The sequence below is a fragment of the Staphylococcus sp. SB1-57 genome, assembly GCF_017086425.1.
In the GTDB taxonomy this organism is placed as follows: domain Bacteria; phylum Bacillota; class Bacilli; order Staphylococcales; family Staphylococcaceae; genus Staphylococcus; species Staphylococcus warneri_A.
In genome coordinates this window covers 106,110-127,402 of record NZ_CP070964.1, presented here as the reverse complement: position 1 = coordinate 127,402, position 21,293 = coordinate 106,110, and the positions used below count along the sequence as shown (strand labels likewise).

The window sequence follows — 21,293 nt, the reverse complement described above, 5'->3', positions numbered from 1 at the left end:
GACTCCTTTAAATTATTTTACTTTAATATCCTTATAATCTGGGTGATGTTCTTTCACATATGTTTTAGGATCAATATCTCTCTTATAATAGATTTTGTCATCTTTAAATTCATATGATGCATAGAACAATTCATCTTTATCTTTAAATAGCTTATAACTAAGGATAATCAATTTACCATCTTCAAAAACATAAGTATTCACTTGATTTTTATTGAATTCAGGTGTAACTTGATCACTTTTTTTAACCATCTCTTTATGTGTTTCTTGTTGTATTTCCATTACTTTATCAATGTGACTTTGATATTTATTTTCTTTTTGGTCGTGACTACAACCACTATTGATGATACTCATCATTATAATTAACACTCCTATACAAAACTTTTTCATTAGTTACTCCTTATTATCTATTTTTAATAAATAAGTCTTTCAACTCAAATGGTTTTCTGTCAGCTTTTATAAAGCTTTCCCAAAAATGATAAGCAGGTTGTCCCGACTTTTTATTTTCTCTAAATGAGCGAACATGTAAAAATCTAAAATAAAATGGAATCGCATATAAACCTGGAATCATATATAAAATTGACAATACCTTTGTGACTTTAACTCTATTGGCTAATTCAACATTTGTTTGATCATATTGATAATTTTTCAGTATTTTAAAATAAAAAATAATTTCTAACAATATGGTAATAACATATACACTCATAATTGAAATATAAGAATATAAAGCAACTTTATCACTAAAATTCCAACCGTACTGCAAGCGATTATTCATTAATTCTGCTAACATCGGTGCAAACATCAGTAAAACTGTCATTATAAACGGAATAATTTCAAAAGATAAAAATAGCTTATTGATTTTCTTTATATTTTCCATTGCTTCTCCTCTGCATTACTTTTTATTTTTTTACTAACTCTTAATATTATTAGACAAAATTCAATTTAACTCTATTAGATAATTGTGCTTTTAAAACAATTTGGTATTACAACTATACAAAAATTTAATTAATCATAATCCATGTAAATATACTGTTTATCTATATATTTTAAACTAAATATTTTCAAATAAAAGTATTACTATTATATCTAATAAATGCTATACTATTTACCATAAATATTCATTATTTTAATATACATTTAATATTAAAACTTGAATGTTTTATTACATACTTTTACTTTTATAAAATTTTGGAGGTTGTGACTATGAAAAAATTATTAGCTTTACTATTTGCGTCAGTTTTAATCTTAAGCGCTTGTGGTAGCAAAGATGATTCTTCTAAGGATTCATCAGATAGTGATTCATCAAACAAATCATCTGAAAGCAAGAAAGATTCTGGTAAAACTGATTCTGTTAAAGTTGATTCTTCTGACGATGATAAAAAGAAATCTGACTCTAAATTCGAAAATGATAAATTAACGAGTAAAGATTTTGACATTGAAATTTTAGATACTGAAATCGTTGATGCAAGTAAATATGCAGAAGATGACAAACCAAATATTGCTATTGTTTATGGTGTTAAAAAGAAAACTGATAAAGAAGATGTAACGGCATCATCAGCATTCGATCTAAGCTTTGAAGCTTACCAAGATTCTAAAGATGTTAAAAGAGAATTAAAAACTGGGGATGCTTACGATAGTGAATTAGATAAAAAATACGGCGATAACGATACTGACGAAATTAATAAAGGCGGTAAAGTTAAAGCAGTTAAATTCTACAAATTAAAAGATACTAAAACACCTGTAACACTAAAGGTTAAAGATCCTAACGATTATAGCAACGATAATCTTGCTAAAAAGGAAATCAAGTTAAAATAATACAAGTAAAGTGGCTGGATAGATTGTTCGCAATTATTTGGCCACTTTTGTTAAATAAATCAATTCTAATTGGGGATAACAGCAAATTTTGGGAGGATACGATATGTCGAAGAAACTTAAAATCATCTTACCTATCGTGGTCGGATTATTACTTGTACTGGGAATAGCTTGGGGCGTATATGCTTTTATTACTAATACACCCAAGAATACATATTTATTAAGTGAAAAGAAAACAGCTAAGAACTTAAATTCATATGTAAATGATCGTTTCGAAAATGAAATGAAATTCCAAGAAAAATATAACGATAATTCATTCTTATCTAAATTCGAAATTACTGCAGATGCCTCTAAAGATTTTATCGAAGATCTTGGATTACCTAAATCTGTAGTAGATGGTACAAAACTTAAAGGTACCGTTGGTCATGATCCTAAAAGTAAGAAAAGTACTGTCAGTTTGTCACCTACAATCGTTGATGAAGAAATCGGTAAATTCCAAACTAGTGCTGATGATAAAAATCAATATTATCAATCACCGTTCTTCAAAGATACTTATAGTATCAAAAACTCCGAAATCATTGATGGATTAGCTGAATTACAAGATGTTGATGCATCCGAACTTAAAGATAAAGGCTATTCAAATGTTAATTTCAACCTGAATAATCAACTGGGTGTATTGCAAACTCGACAAGATGATGTTGACAAAATAACTAAACGCTATACAGATTTAATCGCGGATAAGCTAGATGAAGATGATTTCAAAAAAGGCGATAAAGAAAAAGTGAAAATTGATGGAGAAACTAAGAAAATCAAACCTGTTACTTTAACTATTAGCAGAGAAAAAGCTAAGAAAATAACTGTCGCTGCATTAAAAAAAGCTAAGAATGACAAAGAACTTTTACGACTTTCAAACATGAATGAAAAAGAGTATAACAAATCAATAAAAGATGCACTCAAAGATGCTCAGGATGCTCAAGATAAAGATTTCCCTAAAATCGAATCTAAAATTTATCAAGAAAAGCATCAAATATTAAAACGAGATATTACAATCACTGATTCTGATGATAAAAAAATCACTATCAAAGGTACTAATAAAATTGATGATGACTTAAAAGTAAATTACAAAGTTAATGCAAAAGATAATACTTTTGAAATTAAAGGTACATCTAAGAAAAAAGATGATACTTACAAAGATAAATACACATTAACAAGCAGTATTGACTATGATCGCTATACACTTGATATCGACAATAAAGAGACCCAAAGTGATTCAAAACGTAAAGATGCTGGTACTGTAACTATAGATGATGGTACAGATAACTATGATATTGACTATGAAAATAATTTAGATACTGATACAAAGAATAATCAACAAAAACAGAAGCTTAATGTAGAGTTTAAAATAGAAAATGAACCTATTAACATCATTTTAAATGCAGATACCAAATTAAAAGAAAAAATTGACTTTGATACAAAAGGTGCTAAAGATTTTAATGATTTATCTGAAAAAGACAAAGAAAAACTAGCCAAAGAAATCAATAAAAGTTATAAAGATAATTTCAAAAAAATAACTAAAAAATTAGAAGATTAAGTAGCTAGAGAATGATATATCAAATGCATTTTCAAACTATTGATTGGCTCATACCCCTGTCCATTTCAATATAGGATATCGTAGCCAATACAACCATACGGGGTGGGACATAATTTCCACCCCATTTTTCATATCATTTAATAGGAGTGGGTATATGAAAGCATTAAAATTGTTTCACATCTACCACTCTTTTTTATTGAAGAAGTGGTATTTATTTTTATATTTATTACTGATGATTATGGCTTTAATCACGACACTAACAATTCTACAACAACTTAACCAAGATCAGTCATCTTTCAAGATAGGCATCGTCGACAAGGATCATTCCAAAGAAACTCAACTTATTTTAGGGTCTGTCGGTAAAGGGAGTCACTTAGGTAAAAATGTCTCTCTCAAAAAGCATGACGAACATCAAGCACATCAATTATTACAACAACAGAAATTACAAGGCTATTTTGTCTTTGATAAAGGTATGACTAAGGCTTTTTATAAAAACGGCAGTCTTCCTATTTCAGTTTATACATATGACAAACAGTCCACTAAAAGTGTAGTCATTAACCAACTCACTCATTCTGTGTATGACCGCTTAATGTTGTCAATGGGAGGCATTCTAAGTTTCACTCATCTTGCGGATAAGCCTTCTGACAATGAGACATTAATGACGATGACTGACATGCTATTTACAGGTCTCAATCGTACTGGTGCCTTCGATTATGAACCTATCAATATCTATGACACTGGTAGTTATTATGTGGTGACTGTTTATTTACTTTCAATATATATCCTATGTCTCTCACTCTATACTGTACTTAAAATGAACCAAGAATCTGCATTAAAAGAGCGATTACAAATGTTTCACTTTTCCTATGAGAAACTCACACTTGTCCGTGGGTTTATCGCTTGGTTTTACACGCTACTATGGTCAGCTATAGGGTTTATTTGGATTCATCATGCACTAGATAGTCCCTTTAGAAAATACAATTGGCCTACAGTAACTATTGAATTACTATACTTTGTAACAATGATGATCTTATGCTTAATCATAATCGATTTATTAGCTAAATCATGGTTGAATCTACTATTAAAAGTCGGTTTAAGCATCATAATTATTGGATTTTCTGGTATCACTGTCCCAACCATTTTCTTCCAACATATATTTAATAATATGATAGTCAGTCAACCATTTAGTTTAGTCACTAATCAGATGCTAGAAATTACATTAAATAATTACATTTTAGATACACACCCTGCTTTTTATTCTAGTTTGGTTGTATTGATTGTGATGTTAATACTTGTACTTGTTTGGAGGTATCGCCGATGAAACCTTATATTCAACTTGTGATTAAAAAACAATGGCTAGCTTATTTGATCTTGATATTGACGATTGTCTTAACATTAACTGCCTTATGGTTAGGTCAAAAATCTGCAAACCAAACGTTTAAAATTCCAATAGCAGTACAAGATATGAGTCATACCCAATCATCTAAGCAACTCATACATCAAATTAATCAAAGTAAATATGTTGATGTTCGTCAACTATCTGAAGACGACTTTTATATCGATGATTTAGTAAAGAAAAAGGAAGTCATGGCAAGCCTACAAATTCCTAAAGACTTTGATCGCAAACTTAAAGACAACAATTTAAAAGCTGCCTTGCCGTTATATGGACGTGATGATTTCATAGGTAGTATCGCCATTGAAATCATAAGTCGTTCCTTATATGAACAGCAAATTCCAAATATTATATATGAACATTTAAGTGATATAAAACAATCTAAAACAATGTCAGACATTCAAAAGCAATACAACAAAGACACGCCCAAATCACAAATGACTACGCATGCAATCAATCATAATGCCAATCAATCTATCTCTATCGGCATTGTATTTGCCGTTGTGATATGGGTCAGTGTGATTCAAATTCTATTACATCAACGTCTTAAGCAAGATGCACCACTTCATCGACTATTCCTGACTAACAATAGTCAGCACAATCTCTACAGTACCTATATCATCACGCACGTTCTGATTTTATTAGCTGTATTATTACTCATTAGTATAGGCATGCACCAACCTTTGAGTATATGGTTTTACTTGAAATCAATCATTATATTAGTAGTTTACGAGTTCGGTATGGCATTACTTCTATTTAAAGTAAATGTCTTAAGTCATCGTCTATTTATGGCGATTGTGTATGCCATCATATTAAGTGTGGTTTATATATGGATTCAATTATAAAGGAGTGTGATAAATATGATAGACGTTCAAAACGTAGCGAAACATTATAAGAAGAAGCACATTTTCGATTCACTAAATATGTCATTTCAGAACAATCTCATCACGATTCTATTAGGTGAAAATGGTGCAGGTAAGTCTACGTTATTGCGCTTAATTGCTGGTATTGAAAAGGTCGATGCAGGTAGCATTCAATATTTTGGAAAGGCATTAACTAAACGTCAAATCAGACAATTAGTGGGTTATGTACCACAAGACATCGCATTATTTGAACATATGACTGTCGAAGAGAATATTCAATTTTTCAAATCATTATGTGAACATCCAATATCAGAAGAGACGATTCAATGTTATTTAAAACAACTTAATTTTGATGAAACCAAAGCTAAAGTTTCGAAGCTATCTGGTGGTAATAAAAGAAAAATCAATATATTAATCGGACTACTTAGCCAACCTAAGATTTTAATTCTAGACGAACCAACTGTCGGTATCGATCTCGAATCTAGATATGATATCCATCATTTATTAGAACAATTAAAATCTCAATGTTTAATTATTATGACCACACATCATTTAGATGAGGTTGAAGTATTAGCTGATCACATTAAAATTATCGGTCAAAATCCTTTTTATCGTCATGTTCTTGAAGACAAAGGGATGGCTTATGAAAAATATAATAATGCATTAACTTAAAACATAGTTAAAGGAGAATTTATTATGAAAAAATTAATTAGTGTATTTATTTTAGCCTTAGTATTATGTTTAGCAGGTTGTAGCAATAGTAATAATGATAAAGATTCACATAAAAATGATGAGAAAAAATCAGAATCTAAAGCTAAAAGTAAAAGTGAACGTTTTAAAGAATACGATGACAATAGTGAAGCGTATGAAGAAGCTAAGAAAAAGTATAATAAACAAAAACCAATCTCTATGCTTAATAAATTAGATCCAATAATGACAGATAAAACTTTTACTAATCAAAAAGGAATGCAAGGTTGGAAAGATTATAAGAAATTAATGGATAAAGTAAAGCTTGCTGATTATAAATATACTAAAGAATCTAAGGGTTCTTCATTAAACGATGTTGATGCATTTTTCAAAGATAAAAAAGATGTAAAACGTCAAAAAATGGATGCAGGCGAAGATGGTATTAAGCAAGTTAATTATTGGTATGTCACTGGCTCTGGTAAAAAAGTCGGCAACACTAATTACCCAGAATATTATACTGAAATCATGACTAAGTATAAAGACGGTAAACTTATTTATGCTTCTGTTGAACCAGGTCTATATCATGTAAGTTTCAGTGATGCTGTAGAAAATAAAGATTTCACTAAAGTTAAAAATTTAAACCAATTATTAAAACTTAACCAATCAAAACCTGTACCATATAGTGTAGCTCAAATGAATTATGAAGCACTTCCAGTTACTAATGTGTCAATCTTAGTTAAAGGTGAAAAGGAAAAAGACGATTCTAACTATTTAGCTTATTTTAATTTCTCACCTGTTAAGTATGATAAAGATAAAAATCATGAAGTAGTGAGTGTTAATGGCGCTCCGTTTGAAAGTGCACAAGCAGACTTTGGTAACTATGCTTATGTCGCTATGCAAAAAGGCATGAAAGACGCCGAGTAATATAAAAATATCCTCAACTTAAATGGATGAACACCATTGAATATAGAGTGATGATTGATTCACACTTTTCAATACTATTCATACCACAAGTTGAGGATTTTATATTTATGTTTCTTCATTTAGAGTTCTTTTTTTATATAATAATCTACCTTTAGACAAACCGCAGACTTACCCTTACCTTATCCTTCTGCATTCACTTGACCGACTGTTACAGTTGATACATAGCCTTCTTTAACTACAAATTGTAACCTTGTAGCATCACTTTGATAAACATAAATACCATCATCAGGATATTGTGCATCATTACTTGTATGTGGGATATGTTTTAGCTTTGATGAATCATATACGTCCTTCATCTGTTGTAATGACACACTTGGATTTGCTACTGAAAATCTCACACTCGATGCTGAATGGGAATCGATAACTGTGATATCTTGATCAAACACATGCTTGTTATACGTTGATTTTCCATCATCGTTTGATACAACTTGGTAACCATTAAATGAAACAGTTCCTTTATCTAGTGATTTTAGAAATGATTCATCTAGTAAAAATTGTGCGTGATTACCGACATTTCCCGATTGTTTAAACTGAGTATCACGAGTATCAGTATTTACAGATGACATATTTGTTTGATTAGTTTGCGCATGTGCTGAACCATTCATCGGTATCACAGTTAACGTACAAATTAACACGAGACCTGACCATCGAATTAACTTCATTTTCAATCTCCTTTACATTAAATATATTGATACATTTAATGTAACAATAACTTGATAATCGGAGACCTATCTTCCCCAGTTGATGGTTAGCAATGCCTATACGTCTAATCTAGTAACCTATCATCAAGGCGATAGACATTGCTGTAGCACAGATAATGATCCATACAACAATGAGTTTCCATGCAAATTTTAGCCATTGTGTATATGAAATGCGCGCAACTGCTAAAGCACCCATCAGTGTTGCTGATGTCGGGAATAATATATTACTAATGGCGTCTCCATATTGGAAGGCTAGCACTGTAATTTGTCGATTGATGTGTAGTAAATCTGAAATAGGTATCATGAGTGGCATTGTTGTTAAAGCTTGTCCTGAGCCTGACGGAATAAAGAAATTCAATATAAATTGTAAAACAAACATCACCATGATGACTAATGAAGCAGGTACGTCAGATAATAGTGTTGTCATACCATGTACAATCGTATCGATGATTTTACCATTTTCTAATAACACGACAATCCCTTTAGCAATACCCACGACTAAAGCACCATAGAGAATATCTTGCATCCCTTTAACTAGTGCATCAAATGTTCCGTTAAATCCAAGTCCAGCGACTAATCCAGCTACGATACCAGCCAATAGAAAGTTGGCACTCATTTGTGTAAACGTCCAATCATACTTAAAAATACCAAATACATTAAATAAAATCGCACCAAGAATCAATGCTAGACTGAAAGCTTGCCTCTTACTAAAATGTTGATATTCAATTTCTGTATTAAGTTGTCCTTCTTCTTTTTCCAACTCATAAACAATACTCTTCGACTTATTCTTTTTAACTTTATGACCGTAAAGCATGACTGTAGTAATAGCTGCAGTGAGTATAAAGACGTATATAATCGTACGTAATCCCCAACCAGAGAACAATGGTAACTCAGCTACTTTTTGCGCAACACCAACAGTAAACGGATTAAGCATACCACCCATAAATCCGCTTCCGGCTCCTAATATGACTACCGCTGCACCTGTTAATGCATCATAACCAAGTGTACGAGCAATCAACACTCCTATAGGTACAAAAATAATCGTCTCCTCTGATAAACCGATAGAAAACCCTAAAATTGAAAAGGCCGTCATCGTCAGTGGAATCATTAAAAAATTGGCTTTGCCTAATGTACGCATTGCTTTGTTCACACCATTTTCAAATGCACCTGTTTGGTGAACTATCCCAAATGCGCCGCCTACTAAAAATACGTAAAATACAATTTCTCCGCCACTTACCAAACCTTCTGGCACTGCTCTAAAAATATCTAAAAATGATAAATGCTGATTCGCAACTTCATGATAAGAACCAGAAACAACTACTGTTTGACCACTTTTCTTTTCTCGAGCATATTCCCCCGCTGGTATCACATAAGTCATTATCCAAGCAAATATAATAACCATTAATAATAAAGCATACGTATGAGGTGTTTTAAATTTGAACTTCTTCGATTTTTCTTTTTTCATATAATTAATCCCCTTTTTAAATCATTGAAGTTAATATTTTTATACCGATACCCTATTCTCAGAAAATTAACAATAATTTATTGATTACGTCTAAAATATTTAATTACACGCTTCACAAATCAATAATTTATGTCATGCATACTATAGTCCAAATAATACACCTCATTTTGCGTATTACTTTTGTATCCATATAAATACATATCGAAAAATATAAAATAATTATTTAAATTTATATTAGTAAAAACACTTTAGAAAGGAGTCATAATGATGAAACTTATTTTCATTTTATGTTTATCAGTATTTCTAGTTTTAGCTGGTTGTAATTCAGACGATAAAGTATCTACTAAATCTCAGAAAACTAAAACTGATATAGACTCAAAAAAACAGGAAATTCATAAAGACCAAGGAAATAGTAAAAAAGACACAAATAAATCGGCGATTCATTTATCAGATAAACAAAGATTGGCATTAGCTTTTTATGCTGACGAAGCAGGTCAATATACATTAACAAAAAATGAAATCCTAACAGGTATATATGAATATAAAAAAGGAACAGAAACTGAAAAAGCACAAACAGAAGATATACTGTTAGAAAAAATGCCTCCGATAAATAATGCACCAACTGGAATGCATTTTTATTATGTGTATCCTCCTAAAGGTCAATTTGCTTCAATTATAGGTATGAATAAGAATAAAATTTTTATGTGTGGTACTCAAGGTGCTGTAACTGATTATCAACTTTTATTGAAGTCAGGGATAGAATTAGATATTAATAATCTATATCAAAAAAATAAATATAATAAATCTTTACCTGAAATGGAAAAGAAAATAAAAATTGTTAATAGAGATGAAAGCATTAAATTATTTGACCCCGATAAAAATAATATCGGTATGATGGCTCATATGAGAAGTCAACTATATAGAATGATTCGTGAATTTGGTGGAGAATTAAATAACAATGCATATCTTTGGGATAACATTAGATTAGACAAAGATGGTAATTGGACTGTTAATTATCGTAATCATGATGGTGAAATTTTGGGAACATACAAATTTGTAAACGATAAACTTATTAAATTAGATCAAAATGGTAATAAGATAAAAGAAAAGAAAATTACTATTAGAGAAGAATAATACACCAAATATAGGGATTTAGTAGATACATATAACTACTAAATCCTTCTTTTAATTACTAATTTCTTATTTCACGATCTATATTTCTTCATTTTCTTCACGATAATCTACTAATAATCTTGGAAGATTAATATCAACATTATTAATTAATACATCAATCTTATTATCTTTATTCATAATCGTTTCCACAGACATTTTTACTTTTGAGTACTGACCTACATAGGTTGTCTAATAGAACTTATTATTATAAAAAACACATCAATTCCAATAAGGAACTGATGTGTTTGTGAAGGGTGTTTAGTGTTATGGGTTTATTTCTTTTTATAATGTAACTGGGATCTTCCCTTTAAAATTGACGTAACGGTAGGCTTTTTTGACCGCTTCATCGTCGGGTGGTTCAACATTTTCTAATTGATATGGGATGCCTAAATTTTTCCACTTATGCACGCCGAGTTGATGATAGGGTAAGATTTCAAATTTTTCTACGTTATCTAGAGAATTAATAAATTCTCCAAGTTGGATGAGGTCTTCTTTATCATCTGAGATACCTGGCACTAGGACGTGACGAATCCATACAGGTTGTTTCATATCTGACAATTTACGGGCAAATTTGAGTATATGTGTATTGGGTTTGCCTGTTAATTTAATATGTTTCTCATTATTAATATGTTTGATGTCTAATAATATAAGATCCGTATGTTTCTGTAGTTCATCAAAGTGTCGATTAAACGCTGGTGTATCATTGACGCATCCTGCAGAGGTATCAAGACACGTATGCACACCATTTGCTTGTAGTTCTTTGAATAACGCTTCTAGAAATGGCATTTGTAGTAATGGCTCGCCACCACTTACGGTCACGCCGCCACCAGATGCATCAAAGTAAGGTTGATACGGTAATATTTCATTAACCATTTCATCTACAGTAACTTCTCTTGATGGTTCATTGATTTTCCAAGTGTCTGGATTATGACAATATAAACATCTTAATAAGCAACCTTGTGTAAATAATATATATCTAATACCTGGTCCATCGACTGTGCCCATACTTTCGACGGAGTGTAAGTGTCCTTTAAGCATTTTGCTCCCACCTTATTTTCTACATTTGTTCGTGGAATGTACGTGAAATGACATCCAATTGTTGTTCGCGTGTTAATTTAATGAAGTTAACTGCATAACCAGATACACGGATTGTTAATTGTGGATACTCTTCTGGATGTTCCATTGCATCTAATAATGTTTCTCTGTTAAATACATTGATATTTAAGTGATGACCATGTTGCATTGCATAGCCGTCTAACATACTTGTTAAGTTTTTATTCTGAGCTTCTTCTTCTTTACCTAATGATTTTGGTACGATACTAAATGTATTTGAGATACCGTCTTTACAGCAATCATAAGGAATTTTAGCAACAGAACTTAATGAAGATAATGCACCTTTTTGGTCTCGACCATGCATTGGGTTTGCACCTGGTGCAAATGGTTCGCCTGCTTTACGACCGTCTGGTGTGTTACCTGTTTTCTTACCGTAAACAACGTTAGATGTTATTGTTAATACACTCATTGTATGTTCTGAGTCACGGTATGTTTTATGGCTACGTAATTTTGTCATGAAGCGTTCAACTAAGTCGACTGCGATATCATCCACACGGCTATCATTATTACCATATTTAGGGAAGTCGCCTTCGATTTCAAAGTCTGTAACTAGACCTTCTTCATTACGGATAGGTTTTACTTGTGCATATTTGATTGCTGATAAAGAGTCAGCTGCTACTGATAATCCAGCAATACCTGTTGCCATCGTACGAATAATATTTGTATCATGTAACGCCATTTCAATACGTTCATAACTATATTTATCGTGCATGTAATGAATGATATTTAATGAATTAATGTATACACCTGCAAGCCAGTCCATCATTTTTTCAAATTTCTCAAATACTTCATCATAATCTAATACGTCTGAATGGATACCTTCATAACTTGGACCTACTTGTTTGCCAGATTTTTCATCTTTACCACCATTGATAGCATATAATAATGTTTTAGCTAAGTTAGCACGAGCACCGAAGAATTGCATTTGCTTACCGATTTTCATTGCTGATACACAACATGCGATACCATAGTCATCGCCATAGCTTTCACGCATTAAATCGTCGTTTTCATATTGAATTGAGCTTGTTTTAATACTCATTTTTGCACAATAGATTTTAAAGTTTTCAGGCAATCTTACTGACCAAAGTACAGTTAAGTTTGGCTCAGGTGCAGGACCTAGGTTATCTAATGAATGTAAGAAACGGAATGAGTTTTTCGTAACTAATGGTCTACCATCAATACCTACACCACCGATAGATTCAGTTACCCAAGTTGGATCACCAGAGAATAATTCGTTATAGTCTGGTGTACGTGCAAATTTAACGATACGTAATTTCATAATGAAGTGGTCAATAATTTCTTGTACTTCACTTTCTGTAATGTCACCGTTTTTCAAATCACGTTCAGCATAAATATCTAAGAATGTTGATGTACGTCCTAAACTCATAGCAGCACCATTTTGTTCTTTGATTGCTGCAAGATATGCTAGGTATAACCATTGCACCGCTTCTTTAAAGTTCGTAGCTGGTCGGCTTAAATCAAATCCGTACATTTGTCCTAGTTCTTTTAATTCATTTAAGGCACGATATTGTTCGGATAATTCTTCTCTTAATCTAATCACATCTTCTGACATTTCAGTAGACATTGTATTAAAGTCTTTAAGTTTTTCTTCCATTAAGAAGTCAATACCATATAATGCCACACGACGATAGTCACCGATGATACGTCCACGGCCATATGCATCTGGTAATCCTGTAATTATTCCAGCTTTTCGACAATTTAACATTTCTCTGGAATATGCATCGAATACTCCTTGGTTATGCGTTTTACGATAGTCTGTAAAGATTTTTTCTGTTTCTGGATCTAATTCATAACCGTATGCTTCACATGCTGCTTTAGCCATACGAATACCACCGAACGGTTGCATTGAACGTTTAAATGGTTTCTCTGTTTGCACACCGACAACTGTTTCTAAATCTTTGTCTAAATATCCAGCGTCATGTGATGTGATTGTGGATGCTACTTTCGTATCCATATCCCACATGCCACCGCGTTCACGTTCTTCTTTAGATAATTGCATCACTTGGTCCCATAATTTTGATGTTGCTTCAGTTGGACCTTCTAAAAAGGCATCGTCACCTTCATATAATGAATAATTTAGTTGAATAAATTCTCTCACGTCTACATGTCTATTCCAACGACCATTTTTAAAACCTTGCCAAGCACTAGTATGATGATTTGTTTCTAACATACTGTTCGCCTCCATTTCGTTTTGTTAACGTTTTCACATGTAGTGTAGCATGTTTATTGTGATTATTTTCACATTATTTATGACTAATTTTCAACTAAAATATGGCTGATTAGCGAACCTGTATCTTAAATTAATACAGAATTACATTTTTATTCACTGTTACATAACAGATTTATAAATATCATAAATTCAAAATTAAAATACTTACATAAAAATCAAATGAATTCATTTCTTATATACCATTATTATACTAATAAAATATGTTAAACTTATTTCGTGTACAATTAGTTGGTTATTTGGTAAATCACGTTAACAATATAAAAGGAGTTTTGTGTGATATGAAAAAGTTGTGGACTGTGCTATTGATGGGATTACTAGTACTATCAGCATGTTCAAATCATCATTCTGAAGGAAAAAATGAAGCGAGCAAACAAGATGGTAATAAGCAGAATCAATCTCACAAGAAAGTTAAAAAAGATGGTAAAACTTATATTGACGGTATCTTAATGGTGAATAAGCAAATTAAATTACCAAAAGACTATAATCCTGGGGAAAATCCTAAAGCAGTGAAAGCATTAAATAAAATGATTACTGACGCGAAAAAAGATCATATCAATTTATACAAAATTAGTGGCTTCAGAAGCTATCAAACTCAAATTCAATTATTCAATAATTATAAAGCTAGAGACGGTGAAAAAGCAGCTAATAAATATAGCTCTAAACCAGGTCATTCAGAACATCAAACTGGTTTATCATTCGATGTGGGTGCACAAGGGTCTGATAAAAACCTATACCGCAGTTTTGGTAAAACCAAAGAAGGTCAATGGATTAAACGCCATGCAGATGAATATGGCTTTATTATTAGATACGGTAAAGGCAAAGAAAATGAAACTGGCTATCAATATGAGCCATGGCATTTACGCTATTTAGGTAAAGAGAAAGCCAAAGAAGTCAAAGATTCAGGCCAAAGTTTAGAATCTTATTTAGGTTTATATCCTAAAAAATAATAAAAATACGGCTGAGATATTCATGAGGAATGAGTATCTCAGCCTTTTTAATTCTATTATTTTGCTTCTCCCACAACAGTAAAGCGTTCATTGATGTGTTGAGGATTTTCAATTTCGTCTACTAATGCAACGGCATAATCCACATAACTGATATAGCTATTTCCTTCAGAATTAACAATTAATTGATCTTTACCAGATTGGTAATGACCTGTTCTAACACCCTCTGGATCAAATTCTGCAGCAGGGCTAAGGAATGTCCATGTTATACCTTCTGAGTTGCGTAATTCTTTAAGGTTTTGTCCCTGACCACTTGCTGAAGGTTTAACAATATCAGGAAATTCTGGTGTGTCGATTAATTGAACTGTATGTGCATCATCTATATATAGACTTCCGGCACCACCAACAATAATTGCTCTTGTATCTGTTCCTTTTAAAATATCAATTAAATGACGGCCTGCATTGATATGTCCTTCTGAATCTCCTAATGGTGCACCAAACGCATTAACAACAACTTCAAATGATGCTATGTCTTTAGTTGTTAAATCATGAATGTCTTTCTCGATAACTTCTACTTCCGTATTTGTTATTTTTGATGCATTTCTCACGATGGCAGTTACTTGATGCCCTCTATCTAAAGCTTCTTTTAACACAAGTTGTCCTACTTTACCTGAAGCGCCAATAATTCCTATTTTCATTGTTAAACTCCTCCATTTATCTCTTTTAAGATTAATTACATTTTGAAATATGTTCGCTATGTTTGCAAACGTAACAGTTGCAGTTACACTTTTATCTTTTATCAATATGCTTAATTTTTAATTAAAAAAAGCTAGCACTTTACACTTAGCGCTAGCTTTATACGTCATCATTTGATTAAAACTTTTTGTAATAAATTTTGATACCTATGATGGTCAACATACCTAGTAATACCAGTCCGGCAATTGCCATACATACGTATAGAAAAATCATGCCCCAATGTGTCGTAGGTTTGACTTCCACAGTAGGCGCTTTATGTCCTTTCATAAATTGACGATTGTAATCTACATATAATTGATTATCGTCAGACACTTTTAATTGATATTTACTTTTATCTTTAGGTACTAAATCATATAAATCTTTTTTCACTTCGTATTTTTTACCATCTATTTCATGCTCACCTTTTGAAATGACTTTACGGTAGTCGTATTGCTTAAATGCATGTTCAGTTAAAGCATTCGCAAGTTTTTGGCGGGCATGCTTCGCTTGTTCATCAGGGTACGGCTTAACATTAAATATACCTGTTACGATTCTTAAATGATTTCGTTTAGCAGTTAATTCTAAATTGTATCCATTGTCACTTGTGCCTGTTTTTAAACCATCAACATCTTTCATACCATCTGCTTCATTAGGTAATGATGTATTGGTATTATGTAATTCTTGATTTGACTGCTTATCTTTAGATAGTTTTGTAATTTTTAAAACATCTGGATGTGCATTCAATATATGATTACTTAATAATGACATATCACGTGCAGTTGTATGTGAAATTGTATCATCTTTATAACTTTTTGGCTCATATGGTTTTAATATTTTATTATTAGCACCACTTGGATTCGTAAACTTTGTATCCTTCATGCCTAAGTCTTTAGCTTTTTGATTCATTCTATCTGTGAATTTCGAAGAACTACCATCAATATGTTCTGCCAATACTAATGTCGCAGCGTTACTTGATTCTAATGCAGCTTGCTTCAATAATTGATTGATTGTAACGGTTGTTCCTTCTTTAAGTGGAAATGTAGTTAAATTAGGTAATTCTGACATTTTTTCATATCGTGATGTTATTTTCACTTTATCATTCATTTTAATTTTGCCTGATTTAATATCATCATAAACCAAATTCATCGTCATCAATTTAGTAGTAGATGCTGGATCTACTTGAGTATTTCCATGATAATCATAAAGTATTTGACCATCTTTAGTTGTTACGATCATCCCTTTTGGATTGTATTGCTTATCAATATCTTGATGTTCTTGTTTAGCAACATCGACTGGAGACTGTTCAGCAAAAACAGTTGGCGATATTAAGACTAAACACATCATAATCATCATTAAACTAGTAAAAACTTTTTTCAACGATGCTCCCCCTTTAGTTTGCTTTACGCAATCATTCTTAAAACTAGATGTAAGTTGCATTAATATACATTACTGAAGTCATTAACGTTTTTCGCACAAAACACTTTTAAATCCGCAAATTAAATTAATTATATGTATATTGCATACGCATAAGTATTATAACGCAAACTTATATCCAATTTAAAATCAAAATCAAATTTATTCGTTTTTATTAATTTAATCATTTGAACCGGACATCATGTGTCCTCTTAAAAGCTTTATTACTACTTCTATATGCAATGCCTTTGAATTTATTTCAAAAAATCAAATACGTGGTTGCATTGAAAATAATCTTATTGTAGTATACTAACCATATCTAGTATATAAAATATATTTAAAGGGAGGGTAAGTATTTATGCGCTTAGGATTACTATTAATTAGACTGATGTTAGGTATTACATTTACAATACATGGATCACAAAAGGTATTTAGCGGATTTAAAGAGCCTATGGAAATGATGTCTGGGTTAGGATTCCCTGCATTTTTAGGAATTATATTAGGATTATTTGAATTTATCGGTGGTATTTTAATGATTATCGGATTATTTTCAAATTACGTTGCTGCTGGATTTATCGTCATTATGTTAGGCGCCCTATTTACAGTACACTTATCACAAGGTTACATGGCTTCTGAACTCGTCATCTTGTTACTAATTATGAGCATTGCGGTTATGGTTTCTTATAACTGGAAGAAATTATTGGAAATATATTAAAAAAATTGAAGCCTGAGACATTTTACTTATGTCCCAGGCTTGATCTTCATATAGAGGATTTATTTTAATCGTCTTTTTGATTGTCTAATACTTTTCCAGTTTTAGCATCGACAGTCACTTCATGCTTTTCTTTACCTTTTTGTAGATCAAAGTTATAAACTAACTTGCCATCATCTTTTGATAATGACCACTCTTTCACATCTCCATCAAAGTCTTTTTGCGCTGATTTAATAGCATCTTTATAATTCTTCACATCACTGTATTTAAATGTGTCATTCGACTGATTAGATTCACCTTTTTCAGTTTCTTTGTGAATCACTTTTTTATCTTTATCATTGATGATAACTTCAGACTCTTTATTATTTTTCGTATCTTGTTGTTCAACTTTATAGACCCAGTCACCATTTGATTTCTCATAAGAAATATCTTTTAAATCTTGGTTTTTATATGTTTGTTGTGCCTTTTTAATTGCATCTTCAGGCTTTGTCTCAATATCTTTAACCGCTACAGTGGCGTCTTTCGTACCTTCATCTTTCTTATTTGAAGCAGAATCACTGCCACCGTTACCGCACGCACCTAATAAAATGGCTGCTGATGATAATAAAGCTATTGTTTTAGTATGTTTCATTACTAATCTCTCCTTTATATTAGATAATTTTTCATTCCCGCTCCCAATATAAAGAAACTAATAGTAAACAAATGTAAATAATCTGTAAAAAATCAAATGCGTGTTGTCAAATTCCTATTTATACATTATTTGTTTACAGTTTCATGAATTGTTTGTTTAAAGGACTTAGTATGTGTTGCTACTAATTCATCATCTATATCCATTGTATATGTCAAATTACCATATATTTTATTCATAGCTCTATTTTGGGATAAATATTTTAATATTAATCTTGGTATTGGTATTTCAATGATATTTATTTTCTTTCCAAGTTCTTCTCTGATAAATGACAAAGCTTGATTAGTTGCCATATATGATTCGTTTTGTGGATGAGTAATTGTATTAAAGCGAATGTTCATTAAATGTTGTATATGTTGACACAATGTATCTATATACAACACACTCCTTTCGTTATTTATTTTAGGAAAGACTGGTAGTAGCGAAGCAACTTTAATCAATTTCATAAAATTTCCTGGTGCATTTTTTCCATATACCATTGGAGGCCTAACAATGTTTACAATAAAGTTCTCATCATCATACGATTTTATTTTTTCCTCAGCTAACCATTTTGATTTTCCATACATAGTTTTCGGTTTACATGGTGTATCTCTAGATATTTCTACAGATTGATTTAAACTACCTTCTTCTCCATAAACGCTCATAGTACTAAAGAATATAAATTGCTTTACACCTTGTTCTTTAGCTTTATTCACTAACTCTATAGACATATGATAATTAACATTCATATAATCTAACATAGATGCATTTGGCATATTATTATGGACAAGTGCAGCTAAATGTATGACCACTTCTATTTCAGTAAAATCCTTTTTCTTCCAATTAATTGATTTCATATTTAAACGCTCTACTTGATAGCCACAACTAGAAAGGTATCTCTCTAAATGATTACCAATATAACTTTTCTCACCTGTAATTAAAACTTTTTTTCTCATTAATGACTAATCCCTTCAGAAGAAATAGTATTTTGTATTGTTTTATAGATAATATACATATCTAATTTAAAAGATTGATTATCTAGATAAAACTTATCATATCTTACCTTTTCATCGTCTGAAATATCATCACGTCCCATTACTTGTGCTAACCCTGTCAAACCAGGTTTTATAGTATGGATTTTTTCCTTAGTTCTTTTTTCTATCAATTCATATTGATTATATAGAGCTGGACGAGGACCAACTACTGACATATCCCCATTAATAATATTAAAAAGTTGGGGTAATTCATCTAATGAAGTTTTACGTATAAATTTGCCTGTTTTAGTAATATAATCTGTAGGATCTAATAAATCTGTCGCTACATTCGGTGTATCTATTCTCATTGATCTAAATTTATAAATATTAAATAGTTTATTATATAATCCCGGACGCTTTTGTTTAAAAATTACATCCCCTTCAGTCTCTAATTTAATTGCAATCGAAACAATGATTAATATAGGTGAAAGTACTGTAATTGCAAATAACGAACTAAAAATATCAAAAAATCGTTTCATTTTAATCCCTCTTTTTAATAAATTGATTAGGAATATTATTAAGATTTATTTTCTTACCATATTCATAATCTTTAGATAACGGATAGAAGACTAATTCTCCTCCATTAGGATGGAAGGTCATTTCTCCGAATAAAAATTTGGATTGACTTACTAGAAAATCCACTCTTACAAATGGAAATGGCGAAGCCAAATCTTCTGAAATATCTATCATTTCTTTTATAAAAGGACTAAATTCAAAGTTTGTATCATCAAAAGTTTTTCGCTTTACATCAACATTCAGTGGCTTTAAGTCTAAATCATATAAATTAAATTGACTTTCCAAAGATTGATTCCCAGTTTCATCAATAATATCTTTAATTACAGCAAAGAATTCAACCTTCCCATTAAATACAAAGAATTTATAATCTAGATATTCTGACATATCTAAGTAATGTTCTACTAACAGTTTAGGTTTAATATTTTTATAGTTCCATTCCCGTGAGAACTTATAATAATTTTGTTTTAGTGATTTGTTAAAGTTATGTTTTGCTTTATCTAAATCTGTTGAACTTCTAGTAATTACTTGGTTCATGCCTGAAGAATGATTAGTTTTTACAAACACTTTACTGGGCATTCTAGAAAACTGTATATCTTCAAACTTTTCATATACACCTATCAGTGGTGGTAATATATATTCATATCCTTTAGCTATAAGGTTAGTGCGCATTTGATACTTATCTGTATACGACGTTTGAAGTGGGTTCCGATAATTTAATTTCAACCAATTTAATTTTTCAACATACATTTTTGGATTTTCTAAATTTATTTTAATACCCGTATTAAAATATACATTTAGTTTTACAAATTGTTCATCACTTAATATGCGCATTACATTTACCTTAATGTGCCTCAACTTCTTATATAAACTCATTGTTGATTTTCTTAATAATAATTTTCTTATAAATATTTTTAATTTATTTATCATATATCATCAACTTCCCTATTATTTACTTGTTTTGAAGCAGTGTCTAATTTAACAAATATAACTATCTCTACTACAGCTTTCATCACAAATGTTACTAATTGAGCAATAGCAATAGCTAATAACCCTTCATACAATTCTACAAATGAGATTGAAAGTATAACAAAAATGATTAATGTCATAACATCTATAATAGCTTTCCGTTTCAAAGAGTAGTATTTCAAAAGGAAACTGCGAATGACATAATCGATACATTCATGACTACGACCTCCACTTCTGTTACAAACATTGTAAACCATGGAGCGTGCTCAAGGGCAA

At 31.1% G+C, this 21,293-nt stretch carries 22 protein-coding genes; 9 read left to right on the top strand and 13 right to left on the bottom strand.

The genetic code is table 11. The features are described from left to right. Positions 1-12: 12 nt before the first annotated feature. Positions 13-387, bottom strand: a complete 375-nt coding sequence (locus tag JX000_RS00540) for a DUF4467 domain-containing protein (protein WP_145506514.1) — start codon at positions 385-387, stop codon at positions 13-15. A gap of 13 nt (positions 388-400) precedes the next feature. Next, positions 401-874, bottom strand: a complete 474-nt coding sequence (locus JX000_RS00535) for a DUF5083 family protein (RefSeq protein ID WP_145506517.1) — start codon at positions 872-874, stop codon at positions 401-403. 326 nt (positions 875-1,200) lie between these two features. Here JX000_RS00535 and JX000_RS00530 point away from each other — a divergent pair, with 326 nt between their 5' ends. From JX000_RS00530 to JX000_RS00505, 6 genes are all read left to right on the top strand, one after another. Further along, positions 1,201-1,812: a DUF5067 domain-containing protein gene (locus JX000_RS00530; protein ID WP_145506520.1), complete on the top strand. Its 612-nt coding sequence runs from the start codon at positions 1,201-1,203 to the stop codon at positions 1,810-1,812. Positions 1,813-1,915: 103 nt separating this feature from the next. Beyond that, positions 1,916-3,400 (top strand): DUF6583 family protein, encoded by a 1,485-nt coding sequence (locus JX000_RS00525; RefSeq protein WP_145506523.1) that lies wholly within the window; start codon positions 1,916-1,918, stop codon positions 3,398-3,400. Between the two features lie 154 nt (positions 3,401-3,554). After that, positions 3,555-4,721, top strand: a complete 1,167-nt coding sequence (locus JX000_RS00520; protein ID WP_145506526.1) for an ABC transporter permease — start codon at positions 3,555-3,557, stop codon at positions 4,719-4,721. Beyond that, a complete protein-coding gene (locus tag JX000_RS00515; RefSeq protein WP_145506529.1) occupies positions 4,718-5,638 on the top strand; it encodes an ABC transporter permease in 921 nt (306 codons plus the stop codon). Before JX000_RS00520 ends, JX000_RS00515 begins: the two co-directional genes overlap by 4 nt. A gap of 15 nt (positions 5,639-5,653) precedes the next feature. Then, entirely contained in the window at positions 5,654-6,328 is a 675-nt protein-coding gene (locus JX000_RS00510) for an ABC transporter ATP-binding protein (protein WP_145506533.1), read from the top strand. A gap of 24 nt (positions 6,329-6,352) precedes the next feature. Further along, a complete protein-coding gene (locus JX000_RS00505) occupies positions 6,353-7,267 on the top strand; it encodes a hypothetical protein (protein ID WP_206140757.1) in 915 nt (304 codons plus the stop codon). A gap of 179 nt (positions 7,268-7,446) precedes the next feature. Here JX000_RS00505 and isaB read toward each other — a convergent pair whose 3' ends face one another. After that, the gene (isaB, locus tag JX000_RS00500) at positions 7,447-7,989 is read right to left on the bottom strand and encodes an immunodominant staphylococcal antigen IsaB family protein (RefSeq protein WP_145506536.1); all 543 of its coding nucleotides are present in this window, start codon (positions 7,987-7,989) and stop codon (positions 7,447-7,449) included. 109 nt (positions 7,990-8,098) lie between these two features. Beyond that, entirely contained in the window at positions 8,099-9,493 is a 1,395-nt protein-coding gene (locus JX000_RS00495; protein WP_145506539.1) for a YfcC family protein, read from the bottom strand. Positions 9,494-9,760: 267 nt separating this feature from the next. Between JX000_RS00495 and JX000_RS00490 the strand changes: the two genes are divergently transcribed. Further along, on the top strand, positions 9,761-10,627 hold the full coding sequence (locus JX000_RS00490; RefSeq protein WP_145506542.1) for a hypothetical protein: 867 nt from the start codon (positions 9,761-9,763) through the stop codon (positions 10,625-10,627). A 321-nt stretch (positions 10,628-10,948) separates the two neighbouring features. Here JX000_RS00490 and pflA read toward each other — a convergent pair whose 3' ends face one another. Continuing rightward, a complete protein-coding gene (pflA, locus tag JX000_RS00485) occupies positions 10,949-11,704 on the bottom strand; it encodes a pyruvate formate-lyase-activating protein (protein ID WP_002466792.1) in 756 nt (251 codons plus the stop codon). A 19-nt stretch (positions 11,705-11,723) separates the two neighbouring features. Then, the gene (gene pflB / locus JX000_RS00480) at positions 11,724-13,970 is read right to left on the bottom strand and encodes a formate C-acetyltransferase (protein WP_206140756.1); all 2,247 of its coding nucleotides are present in this window, start codon (positions 13,968-13,970) and stop codon (positions 11,724-11,726) included. Positions 13,971-14,308: 338 nt separating this feature from the next. On the opposite strand from pflB, the gene JX000_RS00475 reads away from it, so the two are divergent. Continuing rightward, the gene (locus JX000_RS00475; protein WP_206140755.1) at positions 14,309-14,977 is read left to right on the top strand and encodes a M15 family metallopeptidase; all 669 of its coding nucleotides are present in this window, start codon (positions 14,309-14,311) and stop codon (positions 14,975-14,977) included. A gap of 56 nt (positions 14,978-15,033) precedes the next feature. On the opposite strand, the gene JX000_RS00470 is transcribed toward JX000_RS00475, so the two are convergent. Together JX000_RS00470 and pbp4 are read right to left on the bottom strand one after the other, a co-directional pair. Continuing rightward, positions 15,034-15,672, bottom strand: coding sequence for an NAD(P)-dependent oxidoreductase (locus tag JX000_RS00470; RefSeq protein WP_145506550.1), 639 nt, complete (start codon positions 15,670-15,672; stop codon positions 15,034-15,036). A gap of 175 nt (positions 15,673-15,847) precedes the next feature. Further along, positions 15,848-17,086, bottom strand: a complete 1,239-nt coding sequence (gene pbp4, locus JX000_RS00465; protein WP_206140754.1) for a penicillin-binding protein PBP4 — start codon at positions 17,084-17,086, stop codon at positions 15,848-15,850. 394 nt (positions 17,087-17,480) lie between these two features. Between pbp4 and JX000_RS00460 the strand changes: the two genes are divergently transcribed. After that, positions 17,481-17,837 (top strand): DoxX family protein, encoded by a 357-nt coding sequence (locus tag JX000_RS00460; protein ID WP_145506557.1) that lies wholly within the window; start codon positions 17,481-17,483, stop codon positions 17,835-17,837. 64 nt (positions 17,838-17,901) lie between these two features. Here the strand turns inward: JX000_RS00460 and JX000_RS00455 are convergent, their stop codons facing one another. The 5 genes from JX000_RS00455 to JX000_RS00435 form a co-directional block, all read right to left on the bottom strand. Then, positions 17,902-18,465, bottom strand: a complete 564-nt coding sequence (locus JX000_RS00455) for a PepSY domain-containing protein (protein ID WP_206140753.1) — start codon at positions 18,463-18,465, stop codon at positions 17,902-17,904. Between the two features lie 125 nt (positions 18,466-18,590). After that, complete coding sequence (locus JX000_RS00450) at positions 18,591-19,457, bottom strand: NAD-dependent epimerase/dehydratase family protein (protein ID WP_145506563.1); 867 nt, start codon at positions 19,455-19,457, stop codon at positions 18,591-18,593. Continuing rightward, positions 19,457-20,014 carry a sugar transferase gene (locus JX000_RS00445; RefSeq protein ID WP_145506566.1) on the bottom strand — a complete coding sequence of 186 codons (558 nt, stop codon included), beginning with the start codon at positions 20,012-20,014 and terminating at the stop codon, positions 19,457-19,459. The genes JX000_RS00450 and JX000_RS00445 overlap by 1 nt, the downstream gene beginning before the upstream one ends. A gap of 1 nt (position 20,015) precedes the next feature. Then, on the bottom strand, positions 20,016-20,882 hold the full coding sequence (locus tag JX000_RS00440) for an ATP-grasp fold amidoligase family protein (protein ID WP_241004991.1): 867 nt from the start codon (positions 20,880-20,882) through the stop codon (positions 20,016-20,018). A 92-nt stretch (positions 20,883-20,974) separates the two neighbouring features. Continuing rightward, the gene (locus JX000_RS00435) at positions 20,975-21,184 is read right to left on the bottom strand and encodes a hypothetical protein (protein WP_145506575.1); all 210 of its coding nucleotides are present in this window, start codon (positions 21,182-21,184) and stop codon (positions 20,975-20,977) included. Positions 21,185-21,293: the final 109 nt, after the last annotated feature.

Coding starts and splice junctions, on each gene's coding strand:
- JX000_RS00540 (WP_145506514.1), bottom strand. CDS start 387: ATGAAAAAGTTTTGTATAGGAGTGTTAATTATAATGATGAGTATCATC.
- JX000_RS00535 (WP_145506517.1), bottom strand. CDS start 874: ATGGAAAATATAAAGAAAATCAATAAGCTATTTTTATCTTTTGAAATT.
- JX000_RS00530 (WP_145506520.1), top strand. CDS start 1,201: ATGAAAAAATTATTAGCTTTACTATTTGCGTCAGTTTTAATCTTAAGC.
- JX000_RS00525 (WP_145506523.1), top strand. CDS start 1,916: ATGTCGAAGAAACTTAAAATCATCTTACCTATCGTGGTCGGATTATTA.
- JX000_RS00520 (WP_145506526.1), top strand. CDS start 3,555: ATGAAAGCATTAAAATTGTTTCACATCTACCACTCTTTTTTATTGAAG.
- JX000_RS00515 (WP_145506529.1), top strand. CDS start 4,718: ATGAAACCTTATATTCAACTTGTGATTAAAAAACAATGGCTAGCTTAT.
- JX000_RS00510 (WP_145506533.1), top strand. CDS start 5,654: ATGATAGACGTTCAAAACGTAGCGAAACATTATAAGAAGAAGCACATT.
- JX000_RS00505 (WP_206140757.1), top strand. CDS start 6,353: ATGAAAAAATTAATTAGTGTATTTATTTTAGCCTTAGTATTATGTTTA.
- isaB (WP_145506536.1), bottom strand. CDS start 7,989: ATGAAGTTAATTCGATGGTCAGGTCTCGTGTTAATTTGTACGTTAACT.
- JX000_RS00495 (WP_145506539.1), bottom strand. CDS start 9,493: ATGAAAAAAGAAAAATCGAAGAAGTTCAAATTTAAAACACCTCATACG.
- JX000_RS00490 (WP_145506542.1), top strand. CDS start 9,761: ATGAAACTTATTTTCATTTTATGTTTATCAGTATTTCTAGTTTTAGCT.
- pflA (WP_002466792.1), bottom strand. CDS start 11,704: ATGCTTAAAGGACACTTACACTCCGTCGAAAGTATGGGCACAGTCGAT.
- pflB (WP_206140756.1), bottom strand. CDS start 13,970: ATGTTAGAAACAAATCATCATACTAGTGCTTGGCAAGGTTTTAAAAAT.
- JX000_RS00475 (WP_206140755.1), top strand. CDS start 14,309: ATGAAAAAGTTGTGGACTGTGCTATTGATGGGATTACTAGTACTATCA.
- JX000_RS00470 (WP_145506550.1), bottom strand. CDS start 15,672: ATGAAAATAGGAATTATTGGCGCTTCAGGTAAAGTAGGACAACTTGTG.
- JX000_RS00460 (WP_145506557.1), top strand. CDS start 17,481: ATGCGCTTAGGATTACTATTAATTAGACTGATGTTAGGTATTACATTT.
- JX000_RS00455 (WP_206140753.1), bottom strand. CDS start 18,465: ATGAAACATACTAAAACAATAGCTTTATTATCATCAGCAGCCATTTTA.
- JX000_RS00450 (WP_145506563.1), bottom strand. CDS start 19,457: ATGAGAAAAAAAGTTTTAATTACAGGTGAGAAAAGTTATATTGGTAAT.
- JX000_RS00445 (WP_145506566.1), bottom strand. CDS start 20,014: ATGAAACGATTTTTTGATATTTTTAGTTCGTTATTTGCAATTACAGTA.
- JX000_RS00440 (WP_241004991.1), bottom strand. CDS start 20,882: ATGCGCATATTAAGTGATGAACAATTTGTAAAACTAAATGTATATTTT.